25 protein-coding genes, 1 tRNA gene, 1 pseudogene and 1 riboswitch are annotated in these 26,165 nt (G+C 63.8%); of the genes and pseudogenes, 12 read left to right on the top strand and 15 right to left on the bottom strand.

Annotated elements, in window-relative coordinates:
* The first annotated feature begins 61 nt into the window (after positions 1-61).
* Together bamC and DSC91_RS37880 are read left to right on the top strand one after the other, a co-directional pair.
* A complete protein-coding gene (gene bamC / locus DSC91_RS19425) occupies positions 62-1,282 on the top strand; it encodes an outer membrane protein assembly factor BamC (protein ID WP_115780447.1) in 1,221 nt (406 codons plus the stop codon).
* 185 nt (positions 1,283-1,467) lie between these two features.
* The gene (locus DSC91_RS37880) at positions 1,468-1,623 is read left to right on the top strand and encodes a hypothetical protein (RefSeq protein WP_167470515.1); all 156 of its coding nucleotides are present in this window, start codon (positions 1,468-1,470) and stop codon (positions 1,621-1,623) included.
* A gap of 585 nt (positions 1,624-2,208) precedes the next feature.
* On the opposite strand, the gene DSC91_RS19420 is transcribed toward DSC91_RS37880, so the two are convergent.
* The 6 genes from DSC91_RS19420 to DSC91_RS19395 form a co-directional block, all read right to left on the bottom strand.
* Positions 2,209-3,135: a DMT family transporter gene (locus DSC91_RS19420; protein ID WP_115780446.1), complete on the bottom strand. Its 927-nt coding sequence runs from the start codon at positions 3,133-3,135 to the stop codon at positions 2,209-2,211.
* 416 nt (positions 3,136-3,551) lie between these two features.
* Positions 3,552-5,150 carry an L-lactate permease gene (locus tag DSC91_RS19415; RefSeq protein ID WP_115780445.1) on the bottom strand — a complete coding sequence of 533 codons (1,599 nt, stop codon included), beginning with the start codon at positions 5,148-5,150 and terminating at the stop codon, positions 3,552-3,554.
* A 466-nt stretch (positions 5,151-5,616) separates the two neighbouring features.
* The gene (locus tag DSC91_RS19410; protein WP_115780444.1) at positions 5,617-6,084 is read right to left on the bottom strand and encodes a hypothetical protein; all 468 of its coding nucleotides are present in this window, start codon (positions 6,082-6,084) and stop codon (positions 5,617-5,619) included.
* Positions 6,085-6,347: 263 nt separating this feature from the next.
* Positions 6,348-6,560: a glycine zipper 2TM domain-containing protein gene (locus DSC91_RS19405; protein ID WP_115780443.1), complete on the bottom strand. Its 213-nt coding sequence runs from the start codon at positions 6,558-6,560 to the stop codon at positions 6,348-6,350.
* Between the two features lie 273 nt (positions 6,561-6,833).
* Positions 6,834-8,765: a phosphomethylpyrimidine synthase ThiC gene (thiC, locus tag DSC91_RS19400; protein WP_115780442.1), complete on the bottom strand. Its 1,932-nt coding sequence runs from the start codon at positions 8,763-8,765 to the stop codon at positions 6,834-6,836.
* A gap of 89 nt (positions 8,766-8,854) precedes the next feature.
* Positions 8,855-8,973: riboswitch (TPP riboswitch) on the bottom strand.
* 201 nt (positions 8,974-9,174) lie between these two features.
* Complete coding sequence (locus tag DSC91_RS19395; protein WP_115780441.1) at positions 9,175-9,585, bottom strand: GreA/GreB family elongation factor; 411 nt, start codon at positions 9,583-9,585, stop codon at positions 9,175-9,177.
* A gap of 316 nt (positions 9,586-9,901) precedes the next feature.
* On the opposite strand from DSC91_RS19395, the gene DSC91_RS38540 reads away from it, so the two are divergent.
* The 7 genes from DSC91_RS38540 to DSC91_RS19365 all read left to right on the top strand — a co-directional run bounded on the left by DSC91_RS38540 (position 9,902) and on the right by DSC91_RS19365 (position 14,857).
* Positions 9,902-10,027, top strand: a complete 126-nt coding sequence (locus tag DSC91_RS38540) for a hypothetical protein (RefSeq protein ID WP_268238790.1) — start codon at positions 9,902-9,904, stop codon at positions 10,025-10,027.
* A gap of 87 nt (positions 10,028-10,114) precedes the next feature.
* Positions 10,115-10,591 (top strand): hypothetical protein, encoded by a 477-nt coding sequence (locus DSC91_RS19390; protein WP_115780440.1) that lies wholly within the window; start codon positions 10,115-10,117, stop codon positions 10,589-10,591.
* Between the two features lie 189 nt (positions 10,592-10,780).
* Positions 10,781-11,623: a DUF1223 domain-containing protein gene (locus tag DSC91_RS19385; protein WP_115780439.1), complete on the top strand. Its 843-nt coding sequence runs from the start codon at positions 10,781-10,783 to the stop codon at positions 11,621-11,623.
* A 45-nt stretch (positions 11,624-11,668) separates the two neighbouring features.
* Positions 11,669-12,307, top strand: coding sequence for a cytochrome b/b6 domain-containing protein (locus DSC91_RS19380; protein ID WP_115780438.1), 639 nt, complete (start codon positions 11,669-11,671; stop codon positions 12,305-12,307).
* Positions 12,308-12,361: 54 nt separating this feature from the next.
* Positions 12,362-13,165: a molybdopterin-dependent oxidoreductase gene (locus DSC91_RS19375; protein WP_115780437.1), complete on the top strand. Its 804-nt coding sequence runs from the start codon at positions 12,362-12,364 to the stop codon at positions 13,163-13,165.
* A 121-nt stretch (positions 13,166-13,286) separates the two neighbouring features.
* Positions 13,287-13,538, top strand: a complete 252-nt coding sequence (locus DSC91_RS19370) for a pentapeptide MXKDX repeat protein (RefSeq protein WP_115780436.1) — start codon at positions 13,287-13,289, stop codon at positions 13,536-13,538.
* 365 nt (positions 13,539-13,903) lie between these two features.
* A complete protein-coding gene (locus tag DSC91_RS19365; RefSeq protein WP_115780435.1) occupies positions 13,904-14,857 on the top strand; it encodes an EamA family transporter in 954 nt (317 codons plus the stop codon).
* 63 nt (positions 14,858-14,920) lie between these two features.
* Here the strand turns inward: DSC91_RS19365 and DSC91_RS19360 are convergent, their stop codons facing one another.
* Positions 14,921-17,029 (bottom strand): NADPH-dependent 2,4-dienoyl-CoA reductase, encoded by a 2,109-nt coding sequence (locus tag DSC91_RS19360; RefSeq protein ID WP_115780434.1) that lies wholly within the window; start codon positions 17,027-17,029, stop codon positions 14,921-14,923.
* 153 nt (positions 17,030-17,182) lie between these two features.
* Between DSC91_RS19360 and DSC91_RS19355 the strand changes: the two are divergent.
* Positions 17,183-17,284: pseudogene (locus tag DSC91_RS19355) on the top strand (DUF4397 domain-containing protein); the annotation flags it as partial.
* A 153-nt stretch (positions 17,285-17,437) separates the two neighbouring features.
* On the opposite strand, the gene DSC91_RS19350 reads toward DSC91_RS19355, so the two are convergent.
* Both DSC91_RS19350 and DSC91_RS19345 read right to left on the bottom strand, forming a co-directional pair.
* Positions 17,438-17,572 (bottom strand): entericidin A/B family lipoprotein, encoded by a 135-nt coding sequence (locus DSC91_RS19350; RefSeq protein WP_115780433.1) that lies wholly within the window; start codon positions 17,570-17,572, stop codon positions 17,438-17,440.
* A 299-nt stretch (positions 17,573-17,871) separates the two neighbouring features.
* Positions 17,872-19,071, bottom strand: coding sequence for an MFS transporter (locus tag DSC91_RS19345; RefSeq protein ID WP_115780432.1), 1,200 nt, complete (start codon positions 19,069-19,071; stop codon positions 17,872-17,874).
* A gap of 276 nt (positions 19,072-19,347) precedes the next feature.
* Here DSC91_RS19345 and DSC91_RS19340 point away from each other — a divergent pair, with 276 nt between their 5' ends.
* On the top strand, positions 19,348-19,833 hold the full coding sequence (locus tag DSC91_RS19340; protein WP_115783350.1) for a DUF2569 domain-containing protein: 486 nt from the start codon (positions 19,348-19,350) through the stop codon (positions 19,831-19,833).
* A gap of 18 nt (positions 19,834-19,851) precedes the next feature.
* Here the strand turns inward: DSC91_RS19340 and DSC91_RS19335 are convergent, their stop codons facing one another.
* The 6 genes from DSC91_RS19335 to DSC91_RS19310 all read right to left on the bottom strand — a co-directional run bounded on the left by DSC91_RS19335 (position 19,852) and on the right by DSC91_RS19310 (position 25,802).
* The gene (locus tag DSC91_RS19335; protein ID WP_115780431.1) at positions 19,852-20,679 is read right to left on the bottom strand and encodes a phosphodiesterase; all 828 of its coding nucleotides are present in this window, start codon (positions 20,677-20,679) and stop codon (positions 19,852-19,854) included.
* A 45-nt stretch (positions 20,680-20,724) separates the two neighbouring features.
* Positions 20,725-21,771, bottom strand: coding sequence for an ABC transporter ATP-binding protein (locus DSC91_RS19330; protein ID WP_115780430.1), 1,047 nt, complete (start codon positions 21,769-21,771; stop codon positions 20,725-20,727).
* On the bottom strand, positions 21,768-22,682 hold the full coding sequence (locus tag DSC91_RS19325) for an ABC transporter permease (RefSeq protein WP_115783349.1): 915 nt from the start codon (positions 22,680-22,682) through the stop codon (positions 21,768-21,770). The genes DSC91_RS19330 and DSC91_RS19325 overlap by 4 nt, the downstream gene beginning before the upstream one ends.
* 32 nt (positions 22,683-22,714) lie before the next feature.
* On the bottom strand, positions 22,715-23,539 hold the full coding sequence (locus DSC91_RS19320) for an ABC transporter permease (protein WP_115780429.1): 825 nt from the start codon (positions 23,537-23,539) through the stop codon (positions 22,715-22,717).
* Positions 23,536-24,615, bottom strand: coding sequence for an ABC transporter substrate-binding protein (locus tag DSC91_RS19315; RefSeq protein WP_115780428.1), 1,080 nt, complete (start codon positions 24,613-24,615; stop codon positions 23,536-23,538). The genes DSC91_RS19320 and DSC91_RS19315 overlap by 4 nt, the downstream gene beginning before the upstream one ends.
* 116 nt (positions 24,616-24,731) lie before the next feature.
* On the bottom strand, positions 24,732-25,802 hold the full coding sequence (locus tag DSC91_RS19310; RefSeq protein ID WP_115780427.1) for a LacI family DNA-binding transcriptional regulator: 1,071 nt from the start codon (positions 25,800-25,802) through the stop codon (positions 24,732-24,734).
* Positions 25,803-25,985: 183 nt separating this feature from the next.
* Between DSC91_RS19310 and DSC91_RS19305 the strand changes: the two genes are divergently transcribed.
* Positions 25,986-26,070: transfer RNA gene (locus DSC91_RS19305), tRNA-Leu, on the top strand.
* The last annotated feature ends 95 nt before the right edge of the window (positions 26,071-26,165 follow it).

Raw genomic sequence — 26,165 nt, 5'->3', positions numbered from 1 at the left:
GGTAAAATGTTGGGTTGATCCACGGAAACTTGCCGTGGCGTAGCGGAAGGATTCCCCGAACATGACTGATCTTCGTCTTACCAAGCGGTTTGCAGTAATGCTGATGGCAGGCGGTCTGGTCGCCGGCTGCGGTACGTCGTCGCCGACCAAAATCGACTACAAAAGCGACTCGAAATCGAAGCAAGTGTCACTTGCCGTACCGCCGAACATGATCGATGAGACGTCCGATCAGCGTTCGTTGCCCCCGCAAGGCGGCGAAACCTCGCTGTCCACGCTTAAGCAGGTTCAGGCGCAAGCACCGGCCGCCAACACCCTGACGGTGGTGCCGCCGGTGAACGGCATGCACATCCAGCGCGACGGAACGGAAAGCTGGCTTGTAATCGACAACAAGGCGCCCGACCAGGCCTGGGCGCAAATTCGCCGTTTCTGGCAGGAACAGGGTTTCCTGCTGGTGGTCGATCAGCGCGACAAGGGCGTGATGGAAACGGACTGGAACGAAACGCGCGCCCAGATCAACGAAGGCCTGATCCGCGACACGCTCTCAAAGGCCATGGGCAACAGCTATGTGAGCTCCGTGCGCAACAAGTACCGCACGCGTCTCGAAGCGGCGCCGAACGGCGGCACCTACGTATTCATCAGCCAGAAGGGCATGCGCGAGGCGATCAGCGGCACGAACAGCGACTCGACCAAGTGGGAGGCCAAGCCGAACGATCCGGGTCTCGAACAGGAATACCTGAAGCGGCTGATGGCGGCGCTGGCGCTGGCCGATTCGCGTACGACGCAAAGCGCCGAACTCTCGCCGGCGGGAGCGCAAACGGCGCCGAACGCGGCTACGGCAGGTGCGAAATCGGCGGCTGCGGCGACAGCGGCGCAAAACGTCGCGCTGTCGGCGCAACCGCCCATGCCGGATGACGCGGCGAACAGCACGGCGGCACAGTTCTCGTCCACCGAGCTGACGCTCAGCGAGCCGTATGACCGTGCGTGGCTGCGCGTGGGCCTCGCGCTCGACCGTAGCAACTTCACTGTCGACGATCGCGATGCGAGCCGCGGTCTGTACTTCGTGCGCTACGTCGATCCGAAGGATCTGACGTCGGCGGAGCAGGGCTTCTGGAGCCAGGTGTTCCACGGCAAGAAGGAAAAGGTCGCCAAGCAGTATCTCGTGAACGTGCGTGCGGTGACGCCTGATCAGACCCGCGTGGCCGTGGTCGACGACAAGGGAACCATCGATCAGAGCCCGCAGGCCAAGCAGATCATGGGTCTGATGGTCGACCAGTTGCGCTGAACGAAGACATAGCAAGCAGCGAACGCTGTCTGAGAGCCCGCCCGGAAGGCAAACCGGGCGGGTTTTTTTACGTCCGCAATTTATCGGTGGCGCCGCAAGCCATAGGCCGCTATCACGGCGAGCACGTGTTTTGCTTTCTGTCTGAAACACCGGTATGAACCGGCGAGGCTTGACGGGGGATGGCCATGTTCGACGTGATTCCTTACTGGATGTGGGCGGCGAGCTTGCTCGTCCTGGCGCTTGTCTGCGGCGCGGCGCTGGAGCGGCGCGAGACGCGGCGGTCAACGGAATTGCGGGTCCGGTCTACTGCTGCACAACGTGCGAAATGGCCGGTGCGTTGATGGCCGGCTTGCTTCAAACGCATGAAGCAAGTCCGCGCGGCCGTCTCCCTGTGCGGCCGCATGTAACGTGACGTTACCCCGGTGACGTAACTCGCGATACTCCTTCGCCGGACCCTGCATACCCCCTTTCTTCGCAAAAAAATGTAATAAAAATCAATGATTTGCGAACTATTTCTTGCGGGTCTTCATAACTGGCACGCAAGCTGCTTTTAAAGGCTCATGGGGCCGGATTCGTAACATCCGGCGTGAGCTTGCGACGCTTGTCCGAGCGGCGATTTCCAGACCCTTTCAGCACCGGCGAACGAACCGGTGCTTAGCCCGATGATGGCCGGCGCGCATGGCGCGCGGCCTCGGTGGCCCCGTCGCCTATCCTCGTAGGGCGACGGTTTCGCCCGCACTCCAACGGAGTGCGGGCTATTTTTTTGGCGGCGAGGAATGGGCTAAGAGGCTGTTGACGCGACGAACAGTGCAAGGCGGACAACCGGCGATGTTGGAGACATCGCGCGAACGCTGTGTTTCGGTGTCGGCGCGGCTTTCGCCTGGGCGAGGAGCGGATCGCGCCGAACGTATCGCGCGAGGCGGCTTTCAGGTGTCGGCGCGGCGCGGCCCGACCCACGGCAGGCGCTTGACCACGCCCGTGGCAAGCGCGGTACCGACGAGAATCACGCCACAGCCTTCCAGCATGCCCGGCGACACGGTTTCGCCGAGAAACAGCGCACCCCATAGAATGCCGAAGATCGGAATCACGAAGGTCACCGTAATCGCGCGTGCCGGCCCGGCCACCGCGATCAGATGGAAGAACAGCATGTAAGCGACGCCGGTACACGCGATGCCCAGCGCGATGACCGCGGCCCATGCGTGCAGCGAGATCGGCGCGGCCGGCCAGTAGATCACGGCGAGCGGCAGCAGGACGATGGTCGCGCCGGTCATCGTGCCGGTCGCAACAGTCAATGCATCGACGCCGGTCAGGTGGCGCTTCGTGTAATTGGCGGCGACGCCGTAAAGCAGTGTGGCGCCGAGTGCGGCGGCCGCCGCGAGCGCGGTGGTCAGCGGTGTGGCGGCCGAACCGTTCGGCGCGGCGATCTGATCCCACACCAGCATCAGGACGCCGAGAAAGCCGATCACCAGACCAAGCGTGCGCAGCGCGCTCAGACGGTCGCGCAGCCACAGGAAGCCGACGAGCCCGCCCCACAGCGGCGTGGTCGCATTGATCACGGACGTCACGCCCGCCGACAGCGTCAGCTCGGCATAGGCGAACAGGCAGAACGGCGCCGCCGAATTCAGAATGCCCACCACCAGCAGCGGAAAGGCGCGCGTGCGCAGGATCGCCGCGGACTGGCGCAGCGGCCGCCGTGCGATCAGGACGACAGCGAGAAAGGCCGCGCCGATGCCGACGCGCAACGCCATCAGTGGCGCGACGCCGAAGTCGGTCACGCCGACGCGGATAAACAGAAACGAGGCGCCCCACAGGGCGGCGAGGATCAGCAATTGCAGCAGGCTTTTGGCATTCATTGTCGTGGCGCCACGCGCGGTTGAGTCGGGACGCCCATGCATCGTAGCAGCGCGATCGCGCGAAACGTTTCAGGCTGGAATGAAACGGCAAGATTCGGGGGATAAGGGGCGTCCGATAGTCGCCATCGTAGACGCAGTCAAAGCCGCTGCAAAACGAGCAATTCTCACGCTGATGTGAGAAAAATTACGATGACATTGGGGCGATAAATACGGAATTACACGCCCGGCGGGGCAGGTGTCCACGGAGCGTGAATTATATTGCGGCGATGCGGCGATGCGGCGATGCGGCGATGCGGCGATGCGGCGGTGCAGCGATGCGGCGATGCGGCGATGCGGCGGCGGTCAGGCCCATCGCGCACGCTTGCCGTTTCAAGGAGTCGGCAAGCGCGCTGTGACGTCGACGGGCCGGGCACGCGTCAGTGCGGGATCATTCCCTGCAGGAAGTTCTGCTGCACCCACACCAGTAAGCCGAGGACCACCGTCAGCAGAATCGAATGCTTGAAGGTCTTGGCGAACACGACGCCTTCCTTGCCTTTGAGATCGGTCGTCGCCACGCCGGTCGAGATGTTTTGCGGCGAGATCATCTTGCCCATCACGCCGCCCGACGAATTGGTCGCCGCCATCAGGACCGGGCTCAGGTTCAACTGATGGGCCGCCACCACCTGCAGGTTGCCGAACAGCGCGTTGCCCGACGTATCGCTGCCCGACAGGAACACCGCGACCCAGCCGAGGAACGCCGATACCAGCGGAAAGAACGGTCCGACCGACGCGGCGCCAAGCCCGAGCGTATAGGTGAGCCCCGAGTAGTTCATCAGATAGGCGAGGGCGACGATGGTCGCCACCGTCAGAATGGCGATACGCGTCTGGACCCACGTGTCGGCAATGGCCTTGCCGAATTCGCGCACCCCCAGACCCGTCACGAGCGTCGTGATGATGGCGGCCACCAGAATCGCCGTGCCGGTGGCGAGCGGCTGGAAGTCCCACACCGCGCCGTACGGCGTGTTGTACAGGGTGATGAACACGGCCTTGTCGAGGCCCGGCCACGGCACCTTGACGTCGCCGATCAGGAAGATCTTGGCGACGGTCCACACGATCACCACCGCCGAGACGATGATCCACGGATACCAGCCCTGGCCGCCACTGATCTTGCCGCGCACCTCGCCCACGCGATCGATGTTGATCGCGAACTTCGGATCGGCGGCGGGCCGCCAGACGCGCAGGAACGCGATGGTGAGAATCAGCGACACGAGCGACGACAGCACGTCGGTCAAACTGTAGTTCACGTAATTCGCCGTGACGAACTGGGTCAGCGCGAAACTGGCGCCCGACACCAGCAGCACCGGCCACACGCGCAGCATGTTACGAAAGCCCGCATACACGCCGATCACGTAGAACGGCAGCAACAAGGCGAAAAACGGCAATTGCCGTCCGACCATCTTGGCGAGCGAGTCGGCCGGCAGGTGCGTGACCGCGCCGAGCACCGTGATCGGTACGCCCAGCGCGCCGAACGCGACCGGCGCGGTGTTGAAGATCAAGGTGAAGGTGAGTGCCTCGAGCGTGGGGAAGCCGAGCAGGATCAGCAGCGAACTGGTGATCGCGACCGGCGTGCCGAAGCCGGAAATCCCTTCGAACAGCGCGCCGAACGAAAAGCCGATCACCACCAGCACGACGCGGCGATCGTTCGGCAGGTTATCGATCATCCACATGCGGAAGGCCGCGAAGCGGCCCGAGCGCTGCGAGATGTTGTAGAGCAGGATCGCGGTGAACACGATCCACATCACCGGCCAGCAGGCGAACACCGCACCGTTGGCGACCGAAGCGGCCGCGAGTCCCACCGGGAACTGCCAGACGAAAATCGCCACGATCAGCCCGACGATCAGGCCGGCGAGCGACGCCTGCCAGGCCGGCCGGCGCGCCCAGCCGAGCAATAGCAGCACGACGATGATCGGCAGGGCGGCGACGAGAAACGAGAGCAATAGCGAATTGCCGACTGGAGTGAGTAGTTGGTGAAACATCACGTCTCCTTCGTTGTTGTTCGATTCGACGCGGGACTACGCACTACGGGGCGCGTCGCTCTGGCAGGACGGATGAGCGTCGGCGGCGCGTCGAAGACGGACCGGGTCGCTTATTTAAACGGGTACTGCGTGTGGCTTTCCCAAGCATAGGGCCCGATTGGGGCGCGTCAAGAAGGGAAAGTACGGGCGGAGGAAAGAAGGGCGCACGAGTCTTGTCTGCCGGGATCGTCGCGGCTTGATGCGCGTGAGGCCGGTCCCGTGCGGCATGGCGCGTGCTGGCGGACACGCCGGTTTTCGGACGATGCGGGGTGCGCGCGTTAAGCCGCGTGGGTCCGTCCCGTGCCCTGACACATGCGGGCACGGGACGGTCAAAGTGGGTCAGCGAGATTCAGCGGTGAGATTCGGCCGTGAAATTCAGCGATGAGATTCAGCGGTCAGATTCGGCAGTCAGATTCAGTGCTTAGGCTCAGTGCCAGTGGCCGCGGCCTCCCCACCCACGGCCGCAACAACCAAAACCGAAACCGATCGAGACCGATGGCCCGTACCAGCCCGGGTAGCCGTAATAGGCCGGATACACCGGCGGCGGATAGTAGACCGGATAGGCGGGCGCAACATACACGGGCGGTGGCGGCTCGGCGACCGCGTACGACGGCGGCTGGGATTGCGAATTGGCCCGCGCCTGCTGCTGTTGCGAGGTGGCCGAATCGCCGGCGGTCCCCAGAGGTATTTCCTGCTGAGCGCCATTGGCCGGGACCGTGCCGTAGGCGTAATACGGGTAGTAGCCCGGATAGTAGCCGTAAGGGTAATAGCAGCCGGACAGCGCCAACGCGCAGGCCGCGCCGGCTAGCGCGATGCCGGTTCGGGACAGACGGGGCAAGCCGCGCGGCAGCCGCTGGCCGATCGCGCAAAGAGAGTTGAAGACGGGGGACTTCATGACGCGCTCCTGTTTGCATCGGACGCCGCGATTCGGGGCGTAATGGCTTGAGCTTACGCCGCCGTGGCGCAGACAGGATTGCAAAACCGTAACGGCGTATTTCACCTCGTTGCAAAGCAACTTGCCACGCACTCAAGATGGTGCGGGTCGCATACGTCGTGTGTCCTCATGCACGCACGCCCGTCGATGCGAGCGACGTTCGGCGTTGGCAGTCGAGACGGTTGCCCCCTTGAGCCGGCTTCGCAGGAACGCGTCGCCAGCTTTTACTTGCCGACCTGATTGCCGATGATGCCGCCTGCCGCCGCACCGCCAATCGTCGACAGTGCATTGCCGCCGATCAGCCCGCCCGCCACGCCGCCCACACCCGCGCCGATTACCGTGTCGCGTTGCCGCGTGGTCATGCCCTCACATGCGGAAAGACTTGCGACAAGCGCGACGATCGTCGCAAACGTACCGAGTTGACGAATCGATTTCATGATGCTGACTCCATTCATTGTGTCCGGGAATGGTCATGTGGAAATAAACCATCGTCCTTGCTTTTTGATCTTATCGCCGCACGCCGTATCCAGATGTGTGCGCTTGTCAGCAAGGTGTCGGTTTCGTAATCAAATGTTTCCCTTCAGCCAGCATGCGGCGTGCCTGCCCGTGTAGAAACGCAAAAGCCCGCCGGTGGCGGGCTTTGGAGCTGCAATGCGATAACGCAGAAGGTTCGAATGGCGGGCGCGCCAACGCGCCCGCCATTCCGACCCTTACTGCCGCTGATAAATTTCAGCGCCTTTCTTCATGAACTCGATCGACTTCACTTCCATGCCTTTCTTCAGCGCTTCGTCGTCGGTGACGCCTTGTTGCGCGGCGAACTCGCGCACGTCCTGGGTGATTTTCATCGAGCAGAAGTGCGGGCCGCACATCGAGCAGAAATGCGCGACCTTGGCCGAATCCTTCGGCAGCGTTTCGTCGTGGAACTCGCGTGCCTTGTCCGGGTCGAGACCGAGATTGAACTGGTCTTCCCAACGGAACTCGAAACGCGCCTTCGACAGCGCGTTGTCACGCACCTGCGCGCCCGGATGGCCCTTCGCCAGATCGGCGGCATGCGCGGCGAGCTTGTACGTGATGATGCCGGTCTTGACGTCGTCCTTGTTCGGCAGCCCAAGGTGCTCCTTCGGCGTCACGTAGCAGAGCATCGCCGTGCCGAACCAGCCGATCATCGCCGCGCCGATGCCCGAGGTGATGTGGTCGTAACCCGGCGCGATGTCCGTGGTCAACGGTCCCAGCGTGTAGAACGGTGCTTCGTCGCACCATTCCAGTTGCAGGTCCATGTTCTCCTTGATCAACTGCATCGGCACGTGGCCGGGGCCTTCGATCATCGTCTGCACGTCGTGCTTCCACGCGATCTGCGTGAGTTCGCCGAGCGTCTTCAGTTCGCCGAGCTGCGCTTCGTCGTTCGCATCGTAGATCGAGCCGGGACGCAGACCGTCGCCGAGCGAGAAGGCGACGTCATACGCCTTCATGATTTCGCAGATGTCTTCGAAGTGCTCGTACAGGAAGCTTTCCTTGTGATGCGCGAGGCACCACTTCGCCATGATCGAGCCGCCGCGCGAGACGATACCGGTCATGCGCTTCGCTGTCAGCGGCACGTATTGCAGACGCACGCCGGCGTGAATCGTGAAGTAGTCGACGCCTTGCTCGGCCTGTTCGATCAGCGTGTCGCGGAAGATTTCCCACGTCAGGTCTTCGGCCTTGCCGTTGACCTTTTCCAAAGCCTGATAGATCGGCACCGTGCCGATCGGCACCGGCGAATTGCGGATGATCCACTCGCGCGTTTCGTGAATGTGCTTGCCGGTGGACAGATCCATCACCGTGTCGCCGCCCCAGCGGATCGCCCAGGTCATCTTGTCGACTTCTTCGCCGATCGACGAGGTTACCGCCGAGTTGCCGATGTTCGCATTCACCTTCACGAGGAAGTTACGGCCGATGATCATCGGCTCGCTTTCCGGATGGTTGATGTTGTTCGGGATGATCGCGCGGCCGCGCGCCACTTCTTCGCGCACGAATTCCGCGGTGATTTCCTTCAGGCCATCGGGACCGAATGCACTCGCGCCGAACGCCTGGCCCGGATGCTGGCGGCCCATCATCGCGGCGAGCTTTTCGCCGTTCGGGCCGCTCGTCTTCAGGCTTTCCAGATACGCGGCGCGTTGCTGGTTCTCGCGAATCGCGATGTATTCCATTTCCGGCGTGATGATGCCGCGACGTGCGTAGTGCATCTGCGAGACGTTCTTGCCGGCGATGGCGCGGCGCGGCGTGCGGTGCAGGCCTTTGAAGCGCAGATCGGCGGTCGCGGTGTCGGCGGCGCGTTCGCGGCTGAAGTCGCTCGACAGGCCCGTCAGCGCTTCGGTGTCGCCGCGCTCCTCGATCCAGGCTTGACGCAGCGCGGGCAGACCGGCGCGGATGTCGATTTTGGCTTCCGGATCGGAGTAGGGGCCCGACGTGTCGTAGACATAGACCGGCGGATTCTTCTCGCCGCCGAAGCTGTCCGGCGTATCCGCCTGGGAAATTTCACGCATCGGCACGCGGATATCGGGGCGCGAGCCGGTCACGTAGACCTTGCGTGAATTCGGCAGCGGCGCGACGGCGGCGGCATCGACGTGGGCGTCGGCGGAAAGGAACTTCGGGTTGGCGTTCATGCGTATCTCCATGCAAAGCTATGTGGGGCCGCTAAGCAGGAGACGAGACGGAAGTTGTCGGATTCGCGAGAGATGAAACGGTAGACCAGGTGCGAAATCCGTACGCTTCCCTGCGCTGGCATTATCCAGATCAGGTTCAAAGGGTATTTCTCACCCACGCAACACGGACCTCCAACCTCCGTGCCACGCAGGACCCCCGCGTTAGCAGCGCACACGATACACCGCCCGGGCGTTGCTTGGCAACCCGTCTTGAAAAAGTCAGATGTCGGAGATAACGCCGGTCAGCCACGCACTATTCTTATTGTGATAGGGCTGCCGGGAATGATGCGGCGCAGCGTTTTGCGTCGCGAATGGGCTTGCGAATGTGGCTGCGAGTGCCGCTGCGAATGTGCCTGCGAGTGTGCGTGGTTTACAGCGTGAAATCGTCGGCGGCTTCCGGCTGGAACAGGATCTTGTCGAGCTTCAGCACCTTCTCCGTGCCGCTCGGCGGCGTGAAGCGGATGCGTTCACCGCGTTTGGCGCCCAGCAGCGCAAGACCCAACGGCGAAAACACGTTCAGGCGGCCCTGCGCGAAGTCCGCATCGGGCGGATAGACAACTGTCCAGGTCATCTGCTCGCCGCTGGTTTCGTCGACCAGCGTGGCTTGCGAATTCATCGTGACAATGTTCGCTGGGATGTTGCGCGATTCGACGATCACGGCGCGTGCGAGAACGTCGTCGAGCATGTCTTGCAATTTGGCGTCGGCACCCGGCGCGGCCGCATGCTTTTCAAGGCGGGCGACGTCGAGTTCGGTGAGGTAACAGGTTTTCGTCTTTTTCATGACGGGTTCTCCAATTCGATCTGCTTGTAAGGGGACAGCGTGCGGATGAGATCGGCCCGGAGCCCGACGACGCGGCCCCGGCAATGGAGGGAAGCTGCGTTAGATCGGGCGCCGGGCGGCGAGAAGCGGGAGCGTTCGGGACGGCTGGCCGGCGTGAAGCGTCGCGACGTCCGCGCGCGCGCAACCGGTTGCGCGGCGGGGGCGCAAACGGGTGAGGGCTCGGGAGAACGGAACGCGCATCGGGATAGTGGGCAGAGTGCGAAAAGTATGGGGCGAGCGCCGGAACGAAAGCTCGATCGACGCAACTGAAAGGTGAATGTTAGCACGAGCCGGGCGTCTCTTTATTTGCGGCCTGCAGGTGCCGTGGATACGCGCCGCGGCATGCCTGTATCGCGCGTTGTCGTTCAAGGCCGGCGCGGCGCTGCCGTTAATCCGCCTGTAGGGGCGGCCGTTGCCCATTCGAGCGGTTAGCGGTGGGCGGCGCGTCAATGGCGCGATGCGGTTTGAGACGGCTTAAGGAGAGGTGCTGATGAAAACGGGAACAGGGCGGTTTCGGGCGCTCAGCGCGGTAGCGGCGATGGCAACGCTGGTTGCGGCACCAATGCCGGCGGTGGCCGCGAGTGGTGGAACGATCAGTTTCTCGGGCGCGATCGTGGCGCCGCAACTGGCGATTTCGGCGGCGCCGGCCCCGGCTCAGACCGGCGCGCGCGTCGATGCGACCGGCGGGCAGCTTGCGCAGACGGGTTCGGCGGTCACGCTGACCTTTAGCGCTCCGCCGGGCGTGGCGACGGGCGCCGATGTCGCGCTTCAGGTGAGCAATGGCACGACGAATGGCACGGCGGCGCGTGACACGCTGGCTGAGCGGTTTGTCGATAGCGGTGGACGTGTGTTTCGCGCCGCCAGCGATGGGCACTACCGGGTTGGCCGCGATGGCGGGGTGTTGTCGCTTGCACCGAAGCATGCCGCGCCGGATACCCGCGTGACGGTTGTCGTGAGTTACGATTGAGGCACCCTCCGCGGGGCGCTGCGGGGCAGTTCGCCCGCAAGCATGGAGACGCATCGCGCCCCGCGGGCATCAACAGCATGAAACGGTCGGGACCGTAGGCGGACATCCCAAACCAAAATAAAAATTCGAATCGGCTGTCATAAGCGGTCTCGTGGTTCGACAAACGTGCAGATCCTGATGGAGCACGCCATGCAAACCGCACGAACCCGCCACGCCAATCGGCATGTCAACCGCCATGTCACTCGCGCAATCGCGCTAGCCATGGCGCTGACAACCCTTTCAGCCAGCGGCCTTGCAACCGCAGCCGCTGCCGTATGCGCGTCGCGCAGCCCGGCGCACCGCGTTGCGCTCGTGGAGCTCTACAGCAGCGAAGGTTGCAGCAGCTGCCCGCCCGCCGACAACTGGTTGAGCCAGTGGAAAAACAGCGGTGCAAGCCAGAGCATCGTGCCATTGGCCCTGCATGTGGACTACTGGAATAGCCTCGGCTGGACCGACCGCTTCTCCCAGCATCGTTTTACCGAGCGTCAACAAACCCTCACTGACCTCGCCGGCGGCCACACCATTTACACGCCGGAGGTTTTCGTGTCAGGCCGCGAACTGCGCAGCTGGTCGCAACGCGACAGTTTTCAGAGCCGCATCGGCAAGGTCGTCGCCGAACCGGCGCAGGCGAATGTGGCGCTTGAGCTGAAACCCCAGGCGAAGGGCGCCTTCAATGTCGATGCGCAATTCACCAGCAAGGTGGCCGATGCCACCGCCGCGCTGAATGCCTACGTCGCGGTCTACCAGAACGCCTTGAACTCGCAGGTCAGAGCCGGGGAAAACAGCGGCGCGACGCTGCATCACGAACGCGTCGTGCGGCAGTGGATCGGCCCCGTGCCGCTCGTTGCCGGCAACGCGCAAATCCGCCGCGATATCCGTATCGACGATGCCGATGCGAATGCGCCGGCCGACACCTTCGGCGTCGTCGCTTTCGTCGAGAACGCCGCAACCGGCGACGTATTGCAAGTGGGCGAACTGGCCGCCTGCCACTGATCGCGCGACGGCCCCGCGACACGCCCCATTTCATCGGAGATTCTCATGGCAACCCCTCATGCGCTCAGCGAAACCGCTCCGCCCGCCACGCCGCGGAGCGGCACGATTCACCCGGTGTGGGTGCGCGTCACGCATTGGCTCAACGCGCTCGCGGCCATCGTGATGATGCTGTCCGGCTGGCGCATCTACGACGCGTCGCCGATCTTCAAGGACTTCATGTTTCCCCCGGCAATCACGCTCGGCGGCTGGCTCGGCGGCGCGCTGCAATGGCACTTCGCGGCGATGTGGCTGCTGGTTTTCAACGGTGTGGTCTATCTCGCGCTGAATCTGGTCAGTGGGCGCTTCGTGCGCAAGTTCCTGCCGGTCTCGCCGCGCGCCGTGCTGCACGATTTCATCGCCGCGCTGACCGGCAAGCTTTCGCATGCCGATCTGCGTGTCTACAACGCGGTGCAGAAATTCGCCTACCTGTTTGTCGTGTGCGATCTGATCGTGCTGGTGCTCTCGGGCCTCGCGATCTGGAAATCGGTGCAGTTTCCGCTGCTGCGCGAACTGATGGGCGGCTACGACAACGCGCGTGTCGTCCACTTCTGCGCCATGTCCCTGATGGCGGCGTTCATCGTCGTGCATCTGGTGATGGTGGCGCTCGTGCCGCGCTCGCTGCTGGCGATGCTGCGCGGACGCTAATTCACCGATACACGCACGGATACGCAGATACGCAAAGCTTAAGGACATCGAATCATGACCAAGCCCGATACACAACCCGATCGAACGCTCGCACTGATGCGTGACAGCAAGCTCGACCGCGACGCGATCCTGATCGACGCGCGGCACGAACTCGCGATGCCGTCGCGGCGCCTGTTCGGCAAGCGCCTGCTGACGCTCGGCGGCCTGTCGATGCTGACGGGCTGCTCGCTCACCGACAACGACTCGGTCAACGCATTCCTGATGGCGGTGTCGCGTCTGAACGACCGTGCGCAAGCCGCATTGTTCGATCCGAAACAGCTCGCACCGACCTACACCGAAGCACAGATCACGCGGCCGTTTCCGTTCAACGCCTTCTACGGCATCGACGAGGTCCCCGACGTCGACCCTTCCGACTACAAGCTGAAGATCAGCGGCCTCGTGACCGGTCAGCGTGTCTGGACCTTGCCCGAGTTGTACGCACTGCCGCATGCCGAGCAGATTACGCGGCATATCTGCGTGGAAGGGTGGAGCGCCATCGGCCGCTGGGGCGGCACGCCGTTTGCCGATTTTCTGCGGCGCATCGGCGCGGACACGAGCGCGAAGTACGTCGGCTTCAAATGCGCCGACGACTACTACGAAAGCATTGACATGCCGACCGCGCTGCATCCGCAAACGCTGCTCACGTTTTCCTACGACGGCGAACGCCTGCCCGCGAAATACGGCTTCCCGATGAAGCTGCGCATGCCGACCAAGCTCGGCTACAAGAATCCGAAACACATCGTCGAGATGTTCGTCACCAACACGTTCCCTGGCGGCTATTGGGTCGACCAGGGCTACAACTGGTTCGGAGGCTCCTGACGCGCGCGGGTCGGCGCGTGCAATGACGGACGCGCGACCCCGGGCGGCAGAAGCTTCGGAAGCACCCCGGCGCCACCTGGAAGCCGGTTCAGAATCATCCATCACAAAACGGAGTCATCCCATGAAAAAGTTCGCAATCGCAGCAATGGCCGTCGCCCTCCTGACCAGCGGCGGCGCCGCGTTCGCTCAGGCAAGCGGCGCCATGTCCAACGATTCGATGTCCAAAGACACAATGTCGAAGGATTCGATGTCCAAAGACACCATGTCGAAGGACAGCATGAAGAAGGACACCATGAAGAAGCACGACAAGATGAAGAAGGGCGGCGACGCGATGGGCATGAAGCACGAAGCATCGGGCGCCATGGCCAACTGAGCTTTGCCGGCGATGCCGGTTGCATAGCTTGAGCGCCGGTGTCGCGGGTGGGTCCAAAGCCGGGGCGACGTCCCCGGCTTTTCTGTTGCAGGCACGCAAAAAAGTTACGATTCTTTCAGCCGGCGCGGTGGGCGCTTACTGCATAATGCGATGCGCGCCGAACATTTGGCGTGTGTAGCCGCGGGTCGATTTCCATCGATCCCCGCGGCGTTGTGGCCCCATTGGCCATCTATCGTCCTTCCGTTCCACCGACATGTCCGCCAGCCTCGCCCGTCAGACCGCATCGCCGATGCGGTGTCCGCCATCCCGATACAGGGTCTTCAGCGGGGGCGCAGCACCTCGAGCGGCATGGGCGGGCTGAACACATGGCGCCGCAACTTCCCAGCCGCTTTTCGCGTGGTTCATCGCGTGGCTTCCCGCGCGGTTTTCCGATCCGTTTGCCGCAGTCCCGTAATGGGCAAATCGCGCTAGCGCTCGCCGTCGTCTATCTCGTGTGGGGGTCGACGTATCTCGCCGTGCACGTCGCGCTCGGTTCGTTTCCGCCCTTGCTGCTGTCCGGGTTACGCAATCTGTTTGCCGGAATAGGGCTTTTCATCTTCGCCGCACGCCGCACGCCGGTCTGGCCGAGCGCGGTTGAAATCCGCAATGCCGGCCTTGTCGGCACGATGCTGGTCGGCTTGTCGAGCGGCATGCTGGCCTACGGCATGCGCACGGTCGGCACCGGCACCGCCGCTGTGATGGTCGCGACTGTGCCGCTGTTCGCGACGGTGATCGCGGCGGTGGCGGGGCGCAAGATCGGCAGAGGCGAATGGTTCGCGGTCGGTCTCGGGCTGGTGGGCATTGCAATCCTGAGTCATGGCGACAGCGCGTCGGGATCGGCGGGCGGCAGCCTGGCGATTCTGTGCGGTGCGCTTTTCTGGGCCGGCGGCGCGCATCTGGCCGGGCGGCTGAAGCTGCCGTCGGACCTGTTTCTCTCGACGTCGTTGCAGATCGGCCTTGGCGGCGCGATGTCGACGATAGTCGCCTGGGTGACGGGTGAGCGGATGATGGACGTGCATTTTCTGCCGGTGCTGGCCTTCGTCTATCTGATGCTGATCGGGACGATGACTGCCTACGTGGCGTATGGTTTTCTGATCCGGCATACGAGTCCGATCATCGCCAGCAGCTGCATGTACGTGAATCCGGTGGTTGCGGTGGCGCTCGGTGCGTTGTTGCTCGGCGAGCCGGTCACGCATTCGACGGTGATCGCGACGATCGTGATTCTGGCCAGCGTGGGCCTGTCTTTCTGGTTCGATTACCGGAAGAAGGGGCTTGCCTGAGGAGGGCGGCGGCCTGCTGTCTGTTGCGCGTCGCCAGCTCATTGTCTTCCACGTTGCGTTGCTTCAGAGCGCCGCTGCCACCTCCGCGCCCTCGCGAATCGCGCGTTTCGCGTCCAGTTCGGTTGCCACCTTTGCGCCGCCGATCACGTGATAGCGCGGACCGTTCGTACCGGTCGGGCCATTCGCGCCTTTAGCGCCGTTTGCGCGGCCGGTCCCACGCGCGCGATTCGATCCATCCGCAGCGCGTGCCGCTGTCTCCGGAATCAGGTCGCGCAACGACTCCTGTCCCGCACACACGACGATCGTGTCCACTTCAAGCCATTCTTCGACACCGTCACGCGCGATCTTCAAACCGCGTTCGCCGATCTCCTGATACGACACGCCGCCGAGCATCTTCACCCCGTTTCTTGCCAGCGTCGCGCGATGCACCCAGCCCGAGGTCTTGCCGAGCCCCATGCCGAGTTTGCCCGTCTTGCGCTGCAGCAGCCAGATTTCGCGGACCGGCTGGGCCGGCGCCGGCGGTTTCAATCCGCCGCGTTCCCGCACCGCAAGGTCGACTCCCCATTCGTCGAGCCATGTATCGCGCGGAACGGGCAGCGGGTCGCCCGAACGATGCAGCAAGAACTCGCTGACATCGAAACCGATCCCGCCCGCACCGATCACCGCGACGCGTCGTCCCACCGGCGCGCCGCGCAACACATCCACATAAGACAGCACGTTGGGCCCGTCGATGCCGGCGATCGCCGGGCTCCGCGGCACGATGCCGGTGGCGATGATCACATCGTCGTAACCGCCGGCCGCGAGCAATGCAGGATCGACGCGCGTATCGAGCCGCACGTCGACGCGATGCCGCTCCAACTGGCTCTGAAAATAGCGGATCGTTTCGCTGAACTCTTCCTTGCCCGGCACGCGCATCGCCAGATTGAACTGGCCGCCGATCGTTGCGCTCGCATCGAATAACGTCACGCGATGCCCGCGCGACGCTGCAACGGTCGCCGCGGAAAGTCCCGCCGGACCCGCGCCGACCACCGCCACCGAGCGCGCGGCCCGCTGGCCCGCGATCGGCCGATAGATCAGCTCGGTCTCGCGTCCCGCGCGTGGATTCACGAGACAACTTGCACGCTGGTTCTTGAACGTGTGATCGAGGCAGGCCTGATTGCAGGCAATGCAGGTGTTGATTTCGTGCGCGCGTCCCTCGGCCGTCTTCAGCACGAACTCCGGGTCGGCGAGAAGCGGCCTCGCCATCGACACCAGATCGCCCGCGCCCTGAGCGAGCAGTTCCTCGGCGACCTCGGGCGTGTTGATGCGGTTCGACACGATCACCGGCACCTTGACGGCAGCCTTCAACCGCGCGCTTAGTGCAGCGAATGCGGCACGCGGCACCGAGGTCACGATGGTCGGCACCCGCGCCTCATGCCAGCCGATTCCGGTGTTGAACATCGTGACGCCGGCGGCTTCGAGCGCCTGGGCGACCTGCACGGTTTCTTCCCACGTGTTGCCGCCTTCGACCAGATCGATCAGCGAGAGCCGGTACACCACGATAAAGCGTTCGCCGCACGCCGCGCGAACGCGCTCGACAATCTCGCGCGCGAGCCGCATGCGGTTCTCGATGCTGCCGCCGTAGCGATCGGTACGCCGGTTCGTGCGCGGGCACAGGAACTGGTTGAGCAGATAGCCTTCGCTGCCCATGATCTCGATGCCGTCGTAACCGGCGCGCTGGGCAAGGCGTGCGCAGCGTGCGTAGTCGCGCACGGTTCGCGCGATGCCGGCTTCGGTGAGCGCGCGCGGTTTGAACTTCGAGATCGGCGACTTGAGCGCCGACGCCGACACGACAAAAGGCTGATACCCGTAGCGGCCCGCATGCAGGATCTGCAGCGCGATCTTGCCGCCTTCGGCATGCACGGCGTCGGTCAACAAGCGGTGATTGCGCAGATCGAACACCGAGTTCAGCGTGCCGCCGAAAGGCAGCAGCCAGCCTTGCCGGTTCGGTGAGATTCCGCCCGTGACGATCAGGCCGACGCCGCCTTTCGCGCGCTCACGGAAATACGCGGCCAGTTTCGGGTAGTTCCAGAAACGATCCTCCATGCCGGTGTGCATCGAACCCATCACCACGCGATTGCGCAAGCGGGTGAAGCCGAGGTCGAGTTCAGCGAGTAAATGTGGGTAAGACATGCAGGGGACCGTGTAAGTATGGGTTGTGCGCGAACGATACACCGCCGAACGCGCCAACCCGCCGAGGAAAAATTCTAATCCGCGCGACCCGCAGGTCCGTCAGGCATTCTTTCGGTGCCGGCAGCTGTATCGAACCCTGCGGCACACGCGTTGCTGAGACAGCTCATGCCGGGGCGGATCCATCTGCTGATTGCACAGAACGGCAACACCAGCACGCCGAGCGTCGAGCTGACGAACACGCTGACGGGGCAATAAGCTCGCGAACCCGCCTGCGTGCATGGCATGCGATAGAGCCGACAAAAAAGAGACGATAAAAAAAGCCCGCCGCGATCTCCCGCGACGGGCTATGAAGAATCCTGCATGGCAAGGCGCCGGGAGGTGCCCGGCGGACGATTGGCTGTCGCTAACTTACTTCGCCTGTTCGGCTGAGTTCGTGATGGCGTTGCCGCCCTTCGAAATATCCTGTCCGACTCCCGCCATCGTATTGCAACCCGCGAGCGCAGCCGTCCCTGCAATGAGAAGCAAAGCGATTAGTCGATTCATGATAGTTCTCCTTGTCGAGAATACGTTGGTTGACGTGCTCAAGGCTTACGGCGCGCGCTAGCCTGGCTAGCTTTCGTTTGACCGGGCCCACACCGGTCGATCCGGTCCGATTGTCTGTTGAAAATGACGGGGCGGCGCTATCGGTGGCGCTGCCACTCTATTGTAGGCGCGCTCCGGCGTTTGCGTCGTCGGTGAGAAAGTGCCGCCCGCGCAGGGGCGGCGCCGATAACCCATAACGAGTCAAGGAAAGACCGGCGCCGTCGGCAGACAAACACAAGCGCCGCACAGGCAAACAATCGCTAAGCTTGAATGCCGGCGGCAAGCCTCAAATGATTCCACGCCGCCAGTCCGGCAAAAGCAACCCCGGCAACGCTCACGCCAACCCACCCGAACGTCGGCCAAACCGCGGCGCCCACTCCCGACCCGACAGCGCCACCAATAAAATAGGCGACCATATAAACGGTATTCACGCGACTTCGCGCATCGGGCTTCAACGCATAAATCCGCGATTGATTGGAAATCTGCGCAGCCTGTACACCAATATCGAGGACGATCACGCCGATCACCAATCCGGCAATACTCTTTGCCGACAACGCAAAAACCACAAACGCAATCGCCACCAGCACGATCGATATCGTGATAATGGCCCGCGGCCCGCGCCGGTCGGAAAACTTGCCGGCGAGCGGCGCGGCCATTGCCCCCGCGGCGCCGACGATTCCGAATAGCCCGGCCGCCTGCGGTCCAAGATGAAACGGCGCGCCCGCCAGCAGCAGGGCCAGCACCGACCAGAAAATGCTGAACGCCGCGAACATCGCCGCTCCGGTCAGCGAGGCTTCGCGCAGCGCGCGATGCTCGACCACCAGGTGCCACATCGAGACCAGCAGCTTGCCGTACGGCAGCGTCGAGGTCGGCCTGCTCTTCGGCAGGCGCATGATGATCACCACCGCCAGCACCAGCAGCGCGACCACCGAAGCGCCGAACACGGCGCGCCAGCCGAAATACTCGGCGACGATGCCCGCCGCCGTCCGCGCCAGCAAAATCCCCAGCAACAATCCGCTCATCACCGTGCCGACGGCATGGCCACGCTCGGTAGCCGGTGCGAGTTCGGCCGCGAACGGCACCGCCTGCTGCGCGATGGTGGCGAGCACGCCAATCGCGAGACTCGCGGCGATCAGCACCGGCAGCGTCGGCGCCGTGGACGCCAGCACCAGCGCGACGCACATGCCCGCGATCTGCAACAGGATCAGCAGGCGTCGATCGAAGCGATCGCCGAGCGGCGCGAGCAGCAGCATCCCGGCTGCGTAGCCGAGCTGCGTCACGGCCGGCACCGCGCCGACCCACGACGCGCTGTTCGGGAACGATTGCCGCAAATTGTCGAGCAGCGGCTGGTTGTAGTAGATGTTGGCAACGGCCACACCGGCAATCGTCGCGAGCAGAAGCAGCAAGCCGCGCAACGACCGGTCGGCGGAAGCGGGAGTGGAAGCGTCGGATGTGGACATGAGAGGGGGCTGTCGATGGACCGGCCCATGCGCGGTCCTCAAGCGTGCCGATCATACCGGAGCGGGAACGATCGTGCTGACGGCCCCTCACGCGGTTTGCGGCGCCGCATGGGCGTGAAGGTATGCCGGCGCGAGACCGGTGCCGCGCAACCAAAAGCGGAAACCCGGTTCGGCGCTGAGCGCTTCCCGCAGGCTTCGCGGACAAAATGAGATGGTCGTTCGGCTTTCGTTCGTAGAATCGGCGCGCGCAACAGGATCCACTACGTGACCGACTTCATGAACACATCCTCGAAACCCGAACCCCGACGAATCGGCGGCGGGCTGCTCATCGCCCTGATCGGCCTTGCCGCATGGGCGCTTTCAACCGCGGTCGCATTGCGCGATCCGCTCAAGCTGATGCTCGAATGGGAACTGCTGGCGGTATTCGTGCGCCCTGAAACGCACGGCTGGTATCGCACCGTGATCGCGATGGTCGGCTGCGACGTGATCATCGGATCGTTCATCGTTGCCGGCGCAGGCTGGCTGGCGCTGCTCGCACGCCGCAAATCGGCGCGTTTTCCGGTGCAGGTGCAGGCGTGGCTGCTGGCGATTGTCGTCATGCGAGTCCTTGCCTATCTGCTCGGCGATCACATGACCCACGTGATCGGCATCGACATCGCCATTCCGTTCGAGGGCTTCATTCAGGCCCTCGCCGCCGCCGCGCTCGGGATACCGTATTTCAGGCTGTCCGAGCGCGTGCGGCAAACTTTCGTCGCCGCCTGAAGCGGCGAGGCGACACCGTCAATCGATCAGGTCGCCCTCAGGCTCGTAGAACGGATACGGGCCATCCGCTGCGTCGACATACGCGTGATGCGTGACGATGCCCGTCGCCGGATCGTAGCGATGCAGCGCATACGCGGGCGGCTCCATCACGAACGCGGAGGGCGCGTCGTCGCGCAGATCGAGCCCGACCTGATGCGCGGGCGCCGGCACCGCGCACGCGATCGTGCCGCCAAAACGCACGAACATCGGCCGATGCACATGGCCGCAGATCACCCGCTCCACGTTCGGATAACGCGCGATCAACGCGGCGAGCTTGTCGGCGGCAGCGGGATCGAGCCGCAATTCATCCATGTGCCCGATTCCGCAGACGAACGGCGGATGATGCAACGCGACCACCGTCGGTTTGCCGCGTGCCGCATCGAGTTGGTTCTCGAGCCAGGCGAGCCGTGCATCGCACAGATTGCCGGCGCTTTCGCCTGGCACCATCGAATCGAGCGCGATCACGCGCAGCGGTCCGACATCGACCGCGTAGTGCACGAACTCGCCGCCACTATGCAATTCGGCGCGCTCGGGAAACGCCGCGCGCAACGCAGTACGCTCGTCGTGATTGCCCACCATCAGGAAGTAGGGAATCTCGAGCGGCGCGAGCAGGGTTTTGAGGTGCGCGTACTGCTCCGGGTCGCCCTGGTCGACGAGGTCGCCGGTCATGATCACCGCGTCGGGACGCGGCTCCAGCGCATTGAGCGCGGCGACGGTGCGCGCGAGATAGGCGCCGGTGTCGACGCGGCGATAAGCCAGCGCGCCGGGCCGTTTGATATGCAGGTCGCTGATTTGAGCCAGTAGCATGGGGATGTCCTTTTTATGGCGCGCCAGAAACACGGCGCTATCTCATTACGATAGCGCAATCAGCGCGTCCTGCACGATTGAAATCCCGACCGGTGTGCCACGCGCGAGTTCCACGCGGCCCGCGACGTCGATCAGCAAGGCGTCCGGTGCCGCGCCGCCGATCGTCAGCCGGGTGCGCTCGCCGAGAAAGGCCGTGCTTTCGATGTTGCCGCGCAATTGTGCGCTGGCTGGGTCGGCGAGATATGCGTCTTCAGGGCGGAAGAAATATTCGTTGGCCGTGCCCGTTTGCGCGGAACCAGGGGGAAGGGGGACGGCGCCGCCCGTGGTTGTCAGCAGACCATCGCGCCGTTCGCCTGCCAGCCGGTTGATCGTGCCGACGAACTGCGCGACCGTGCGATTCGCCGGACGGTAGTAGATGTCGCGCGGCGATCCGATCTGCTCGATGCGCCCCGCGCTCATCACGACGATGCGGTCGCCGAGTTCCATCGCTTCGGCCTGATCGTGGGTCACATACACCGTCGTGATGCCCAGTTCGCGCAGCAGCGTATTCATCTCGCTGCGCAAGGTGTCGCGCAAACGCGCGTCGAGCGCGGTCAGCGGTTCGTCGAGCAGCAGCACGCGGGGTTGCACGGCGAGTGCGCGCGCCAATGCAACGCGCTGACGCTGGCCGCCCGATAGCTGATCGATGGGTTTGTCCGCGTGCGCGGTGAGACGCATCATCGCGAGCAATTCGTCGACGCGTTGCCGTGCGGTTTCAGCCGGCACGCGTTTGATCTTCAGTCCGTAGCCGATGTTGCCGCGCACGGTCAGATTCGGAAACAGCGCGTAGCTCTGGAACACCATGCCGACCTGGCGTTTTTCGATCGGCAGGGCGGTGACGTCTTCGTCGCCGAATGCGATGCTGCCGCCGGCGTCGGGCGTCTCGAGGCCCGCGATCATGCGCAGCGTGGTGGTCTTGCCGCAACCGGACGGGCCGAGCAATACCAGCGTCTCACCGGCGCCGATGTGCAGATCGAGCGGTTCGAGCACGCGCGTGCCGCGAAACGTTTTCGCGCATTGCGTGAGCGTGATGGGAACGGAGTCGAGTTTCATGATGGGGACGTCGGTGTAGGCTTCGAACGGCGGGCAGCGGTGCGTTGTTTCCCCGCGCTGCGCTGACCGGTCGCATCGACGCCGAGCCATTGCATTGCGACGAGCAGCGGCATCGTCATGATGAAAAACAGAATCGTGTAGGCGCTGCCGATTTCGATGCGTAGCGATGCATAGGTGTCGGCGAGACCGACCGGCAGCGTCTTGGTGTCGGGCGTGTGCAGCATCCACGTGAGGTTGAATTCGCCGATCGACAGTGTCAGCACAGCCAATGCGCCTGCGACGATCCCCGGCCGCGCATTCGGCAGCACGATCGTCACGAAGCGTTGAAAGAAGCTCGCGCCGAGGCTCGCGGCGCCTTCTTCCAGCGTGCGCAGATCGCTGCTCGCACACACGGCGGCGACCGCGCGCACCATGAACGGCAGCGTGAACACCACGTGCCCGACGACGATAAACGCGACGCTCATGCGAAACATCGTGAAGCCGCCGTAGACCACCAGTAGCGCGAGCGCGGAAGCGAGGCCGGGCAGGGCGATCGGCAGCACCAGAAACTCTTCGATGATGCGCGAGAGCCGCGTCTTGCTGCGCGCCAGCACGTAGCCGGCCGGCACGCCGGTCAGCAGCGTGATCAGCAAGGTCGCCGCGGCCACTTCGAGCGAGAGAAATACCGAGCCGTGATATTGCGTCCACACTTCGCCGAGCCAGCGCAGCGTGAGTCCGCTCGATATGCCCTTGAAGTAATTGACCGTGAGTCCGGCCATGATCGACATCACGACCGGTACGATCAGAAATGCGCATAGCAGAAGCGTAACGAGCCATTGTCCGGCTGCGAGCCACGCGCGTGAGGTGGGCAGCCCGAATCGCCGCGCGCGCGGTTTTGCGGGCTGCCTGACGGGAGCCGTGATGGAATTCATCGAAGTCTTGTCGTCGGGTTTGAACACGCCGCTCATGCGCTTGCCGCGACAGCCGAGCCGCTCACGCTGCGAGCGAACGCCAGCACGGCCCACGTGACGATGCCGAGCACGATGGACAGGCCCGCGGCGGTCACCATGTTCGCGTTCAGCGTGAACTCGGTGTAGATGGTCATCGGCAATACGTCGATGTCGGTGGCCAGGGTAAAGGCGGTGCCGAAGGCGCCCATCGCGGTGGCGAAACATACGGCGCCCGCAGCGATCAGACCCGGCGACAACGCGGGCAACACGATGTCGCGCGTGATACGCCATGACGATGCGCCGAGCGAACGCGCGGCTTCTTCGAGCGAAGCATCGAGCTTGGTCGCCGATGCCATTACCGTGACGATCACGCGAGGAATCGAGAAGTAAAGGTAACCGAGAAAGAGGCCGCTCATCGAGTAGGCGAACACCCAGCGGTCGCCGGTGAGTTTCAGCGACAACGCGCCGATCAAACCCTGGCGTCCGGCCAGCATGATCACCATGAAGCCGACCACGACGCCAGGGAATGCCAACGGAAACGTCAGCAGCGCGAGCAGCGTGCGCTTGAGCGGAAACTCACGGCGCGCCAGCAGCAAACCGGCGATCACCGAGAGCACCAGCGTCGTCGCCGTGACCGCTGCGGACAACACGACCGTCGCGCCGAGGCTCGACATGTAGCGCGGATTCGTCAGCATCGCGCGATAGGTCGCGAATGCGTGACCGTCGCCGCTAATCTGCGCGAGCGCCCCCATCGGCAGCAGCCAGAATGCGATGAAGACCGCCAGCGCCGGCGCGATCAAGGCGATGCGCCAGCGCAGCGGGAACGTGACGTCGTTCAATGCATCACCTGCAGATAACGCTCGCCGAAGCTCGACTGCTTCTCGGCCATTTTGCCGAAGTCGACCGATTTGGCGCGGGCATAGTCGCTTGCAGGCAGGAATTTTGCGGCGGTTTCCGGACTCATCGCATTCGCGCGCACCGGGCGCAGATAAGCGTCGGCCCACAGTTTCTGGCCTTCGTCCGACAGCACGAAATCGAGCACCTTCTTGCCGTTCGCTTCATGCGGCGCGCCCTTCACGAGACTCATCACGTACGGCACCGAGATCGTGCCTTCCTGCGGAATCACGAACTCGACGTTGGCGTGATCCTTGTACTTCGCACGGTAGGCGTCGAAGTCGTAGTCGAGCAGGATGGGGATTTCACCGGACATCACGCGCGCATAGGCGGTCTGCTTCGGCACGATCGGCGCATTGGCCTTCAGCTTGCGGAACCAGTCGAGGCCCGGCTCGAAGTTGTCGAGCGTGCCGCCGAGTGCCTGATTCACCGCGACCGCGCCCGCATAGCCGACAAACGCGCTCGACGGGTCGAGGTAGCCGATCATGCCTTTGTACTCAGGCTTCAGAAGATCGGCCCACGAGCGCGGCACCGGTTTGCCTTCGAGTGCGTCCTTGTTGACGAAAAAGCCCAGCGTGCCCGAGTGGATCGTGAACCAGTAGCCTTGCGGGTCCTTCATGTTCGCCGGAATGTCGTCCCAGTGCGCGGGCTTGTACGGCTGGATGACGCCTTTGTCTTTCGCCTGGAACGCCGACGAGACGCCGAGATACACCACGTCCGCGACCGGGCTCTTCTGCTCGGCCATCAGTTGCGCAATCGACTGGCCGGAGTTCTTGTTGTCGAACGGCACGCGGATGCCGGTCTTTTGCTGGATCGCCTTGATCTGGCTCGCCCAGTCGGCCCATTCGGGCGGGCAGTTGTAGCAGATCGCGGTTTCGTCGGCGTGGGCCGCTTGCGGCGCGAGGGCGGCGAGCGCGGTGGCGACGATCATGCCGGTCGCGAGCGCGGTAGTCGTCGTGCGGACGAGGCGATGCCAGAGCGGCTTGATCGATGAAGCAAAGCGTGTTGAAGAGCGGATCACTGCGGGTCTCCTGGAGCGGAAGAGAGCGGGTGGTTCGGGGTTCGAATTGGATGATTCAACGAGGCGTGGCAACGGGGCATGGCGAACGGCTTGAGCGCGCGGTTTGGGCAAACGACTCATGCAAACGGTCTCTCGGCCGACGTTGAAGCGCGCACCGGCGAATTGTCGGTACGGCTCGAAATCGCCGCGATGGTGGCGCCTTCGCGCAAGCTGTGCGGCAGCGTCAGCGTGGGCGACGTTTCGCCTGACGTTTCGTCAGTGCCGGTTACGCGGGCCAGCAAACGCCGCCAGGCGGCGCAGCCGATCTCGCGATTCGGCGCGCAGACGCTTGCCAGCGGCGGCGACAGCAATTCGCCCATCGGGAGTCCGTCGAAGCCGAGAATCGACATGTCGCGCGGAATCTGCAGCCGTGCCCGGCGCAGGCCGCGCATCACGACCATGGCGAGCAGATCGTTGCTGCAGAAGAGAGCGGTCGGGCGGTTCGGGCCGCTGGTCAGATGCGCGAGCACGGACGGCGCCAGTTCGTCGGCGTTGAAATCGACTTCGAGCGCGGGCGCGGGGGTGAGGCCGGCCTGCTGCATTGCCTGCGCGTAGCCGAGATGCCGCTGGCGGGCGCGGTCCGAGGCGGCGAGCGTGCCTGCGAGCATCAGGATGCGGCGATGGCCGTGCGCGATCAGCATGCGTACGCCGTCGAACGCGGCGAGGCGGTTGTCGACCGAGACCGACGGACGCCGCGCCGTGTCGTTATGCATCAGCACATAGAGCAGGCCGGCGCGGTCGAGCTCGTCGAGCAGCGGGTGCGTGTCGGCATCGGCGACGGTCAGGATCAGGCCTTCCACGCGATGTTCGCGCAGCGTTTCGATGGCGTGGCGTTCGCGGTCGGCATCGTACTGGGTGGTCATCAGCATGAGCCGGTAGCCTTGCGCCGCGGCGAGCTCGTCGATGCCTTGCAGGCATTCGGCGAACACGGGGTTGGCGAGCGTCGGCAGGATCACGCCGATGAGGCGTGTGCGCTCGCCGCGCAGCTGGCGGCCGAGCGGGCTGGGGCGGAAGTTGAGGGCGTCGATGGACTGACGCACCTTGTCGAGCGTGACCGGGTTCACGGTGTGCGGCGCGTTGATCGCGCGCGAGACCGTGGCGATGGAAAAACCCGCGTGGGCGGCCACATCCTTGATCGTTGGGCTCATCGTTTTCCGCTCAGGTTGTAAACGTTTTCGTGAGCGGATTATCGGGAAGGTTTATGACTTGCGGATGACTCCGGTTTTTGTCCCTGCGGGCGAGGGTGGAGGTGGATTACGACCGGACTGGGCCGGTTTGGTGCGCTCGCCGGGCAATGGTAGAATTCGCGTCCACGTGTGGTTCCGACCCCTGCCGGGGTGATGAAATTGGTAAACATAGCGGACTTAAAATCCGCCGCTTCACAGCTTGCCGGTTCGAGTCCGGTCCCCGGCACCAGGAAGTATTCCGCCCGATTCCGACAAAGTTCTGAAACCCGCGATAGCCAAAGGCTTCGCGGGTTTTTTGTTGCCCGGAAAATCCGCCCGGTTTCA

The sequence above is a fragment of the Paraburkholderia caffeinilytica genome (genome assembly GCF_003368325.1).
Classification (GTDB): domain Bacteria; phylum Pseudomonadota; class Gammaproteobacteria; order Burkholderiales; family Burkholderiaceae; genus Paraburkholderia; species Paraburkholderia caffeinilytica.
The sequence above is the reverse complement of the archived record's forward strand: the minus strand, read 5'-3'. Positions and strand labels throughout refer to the sequence as shown.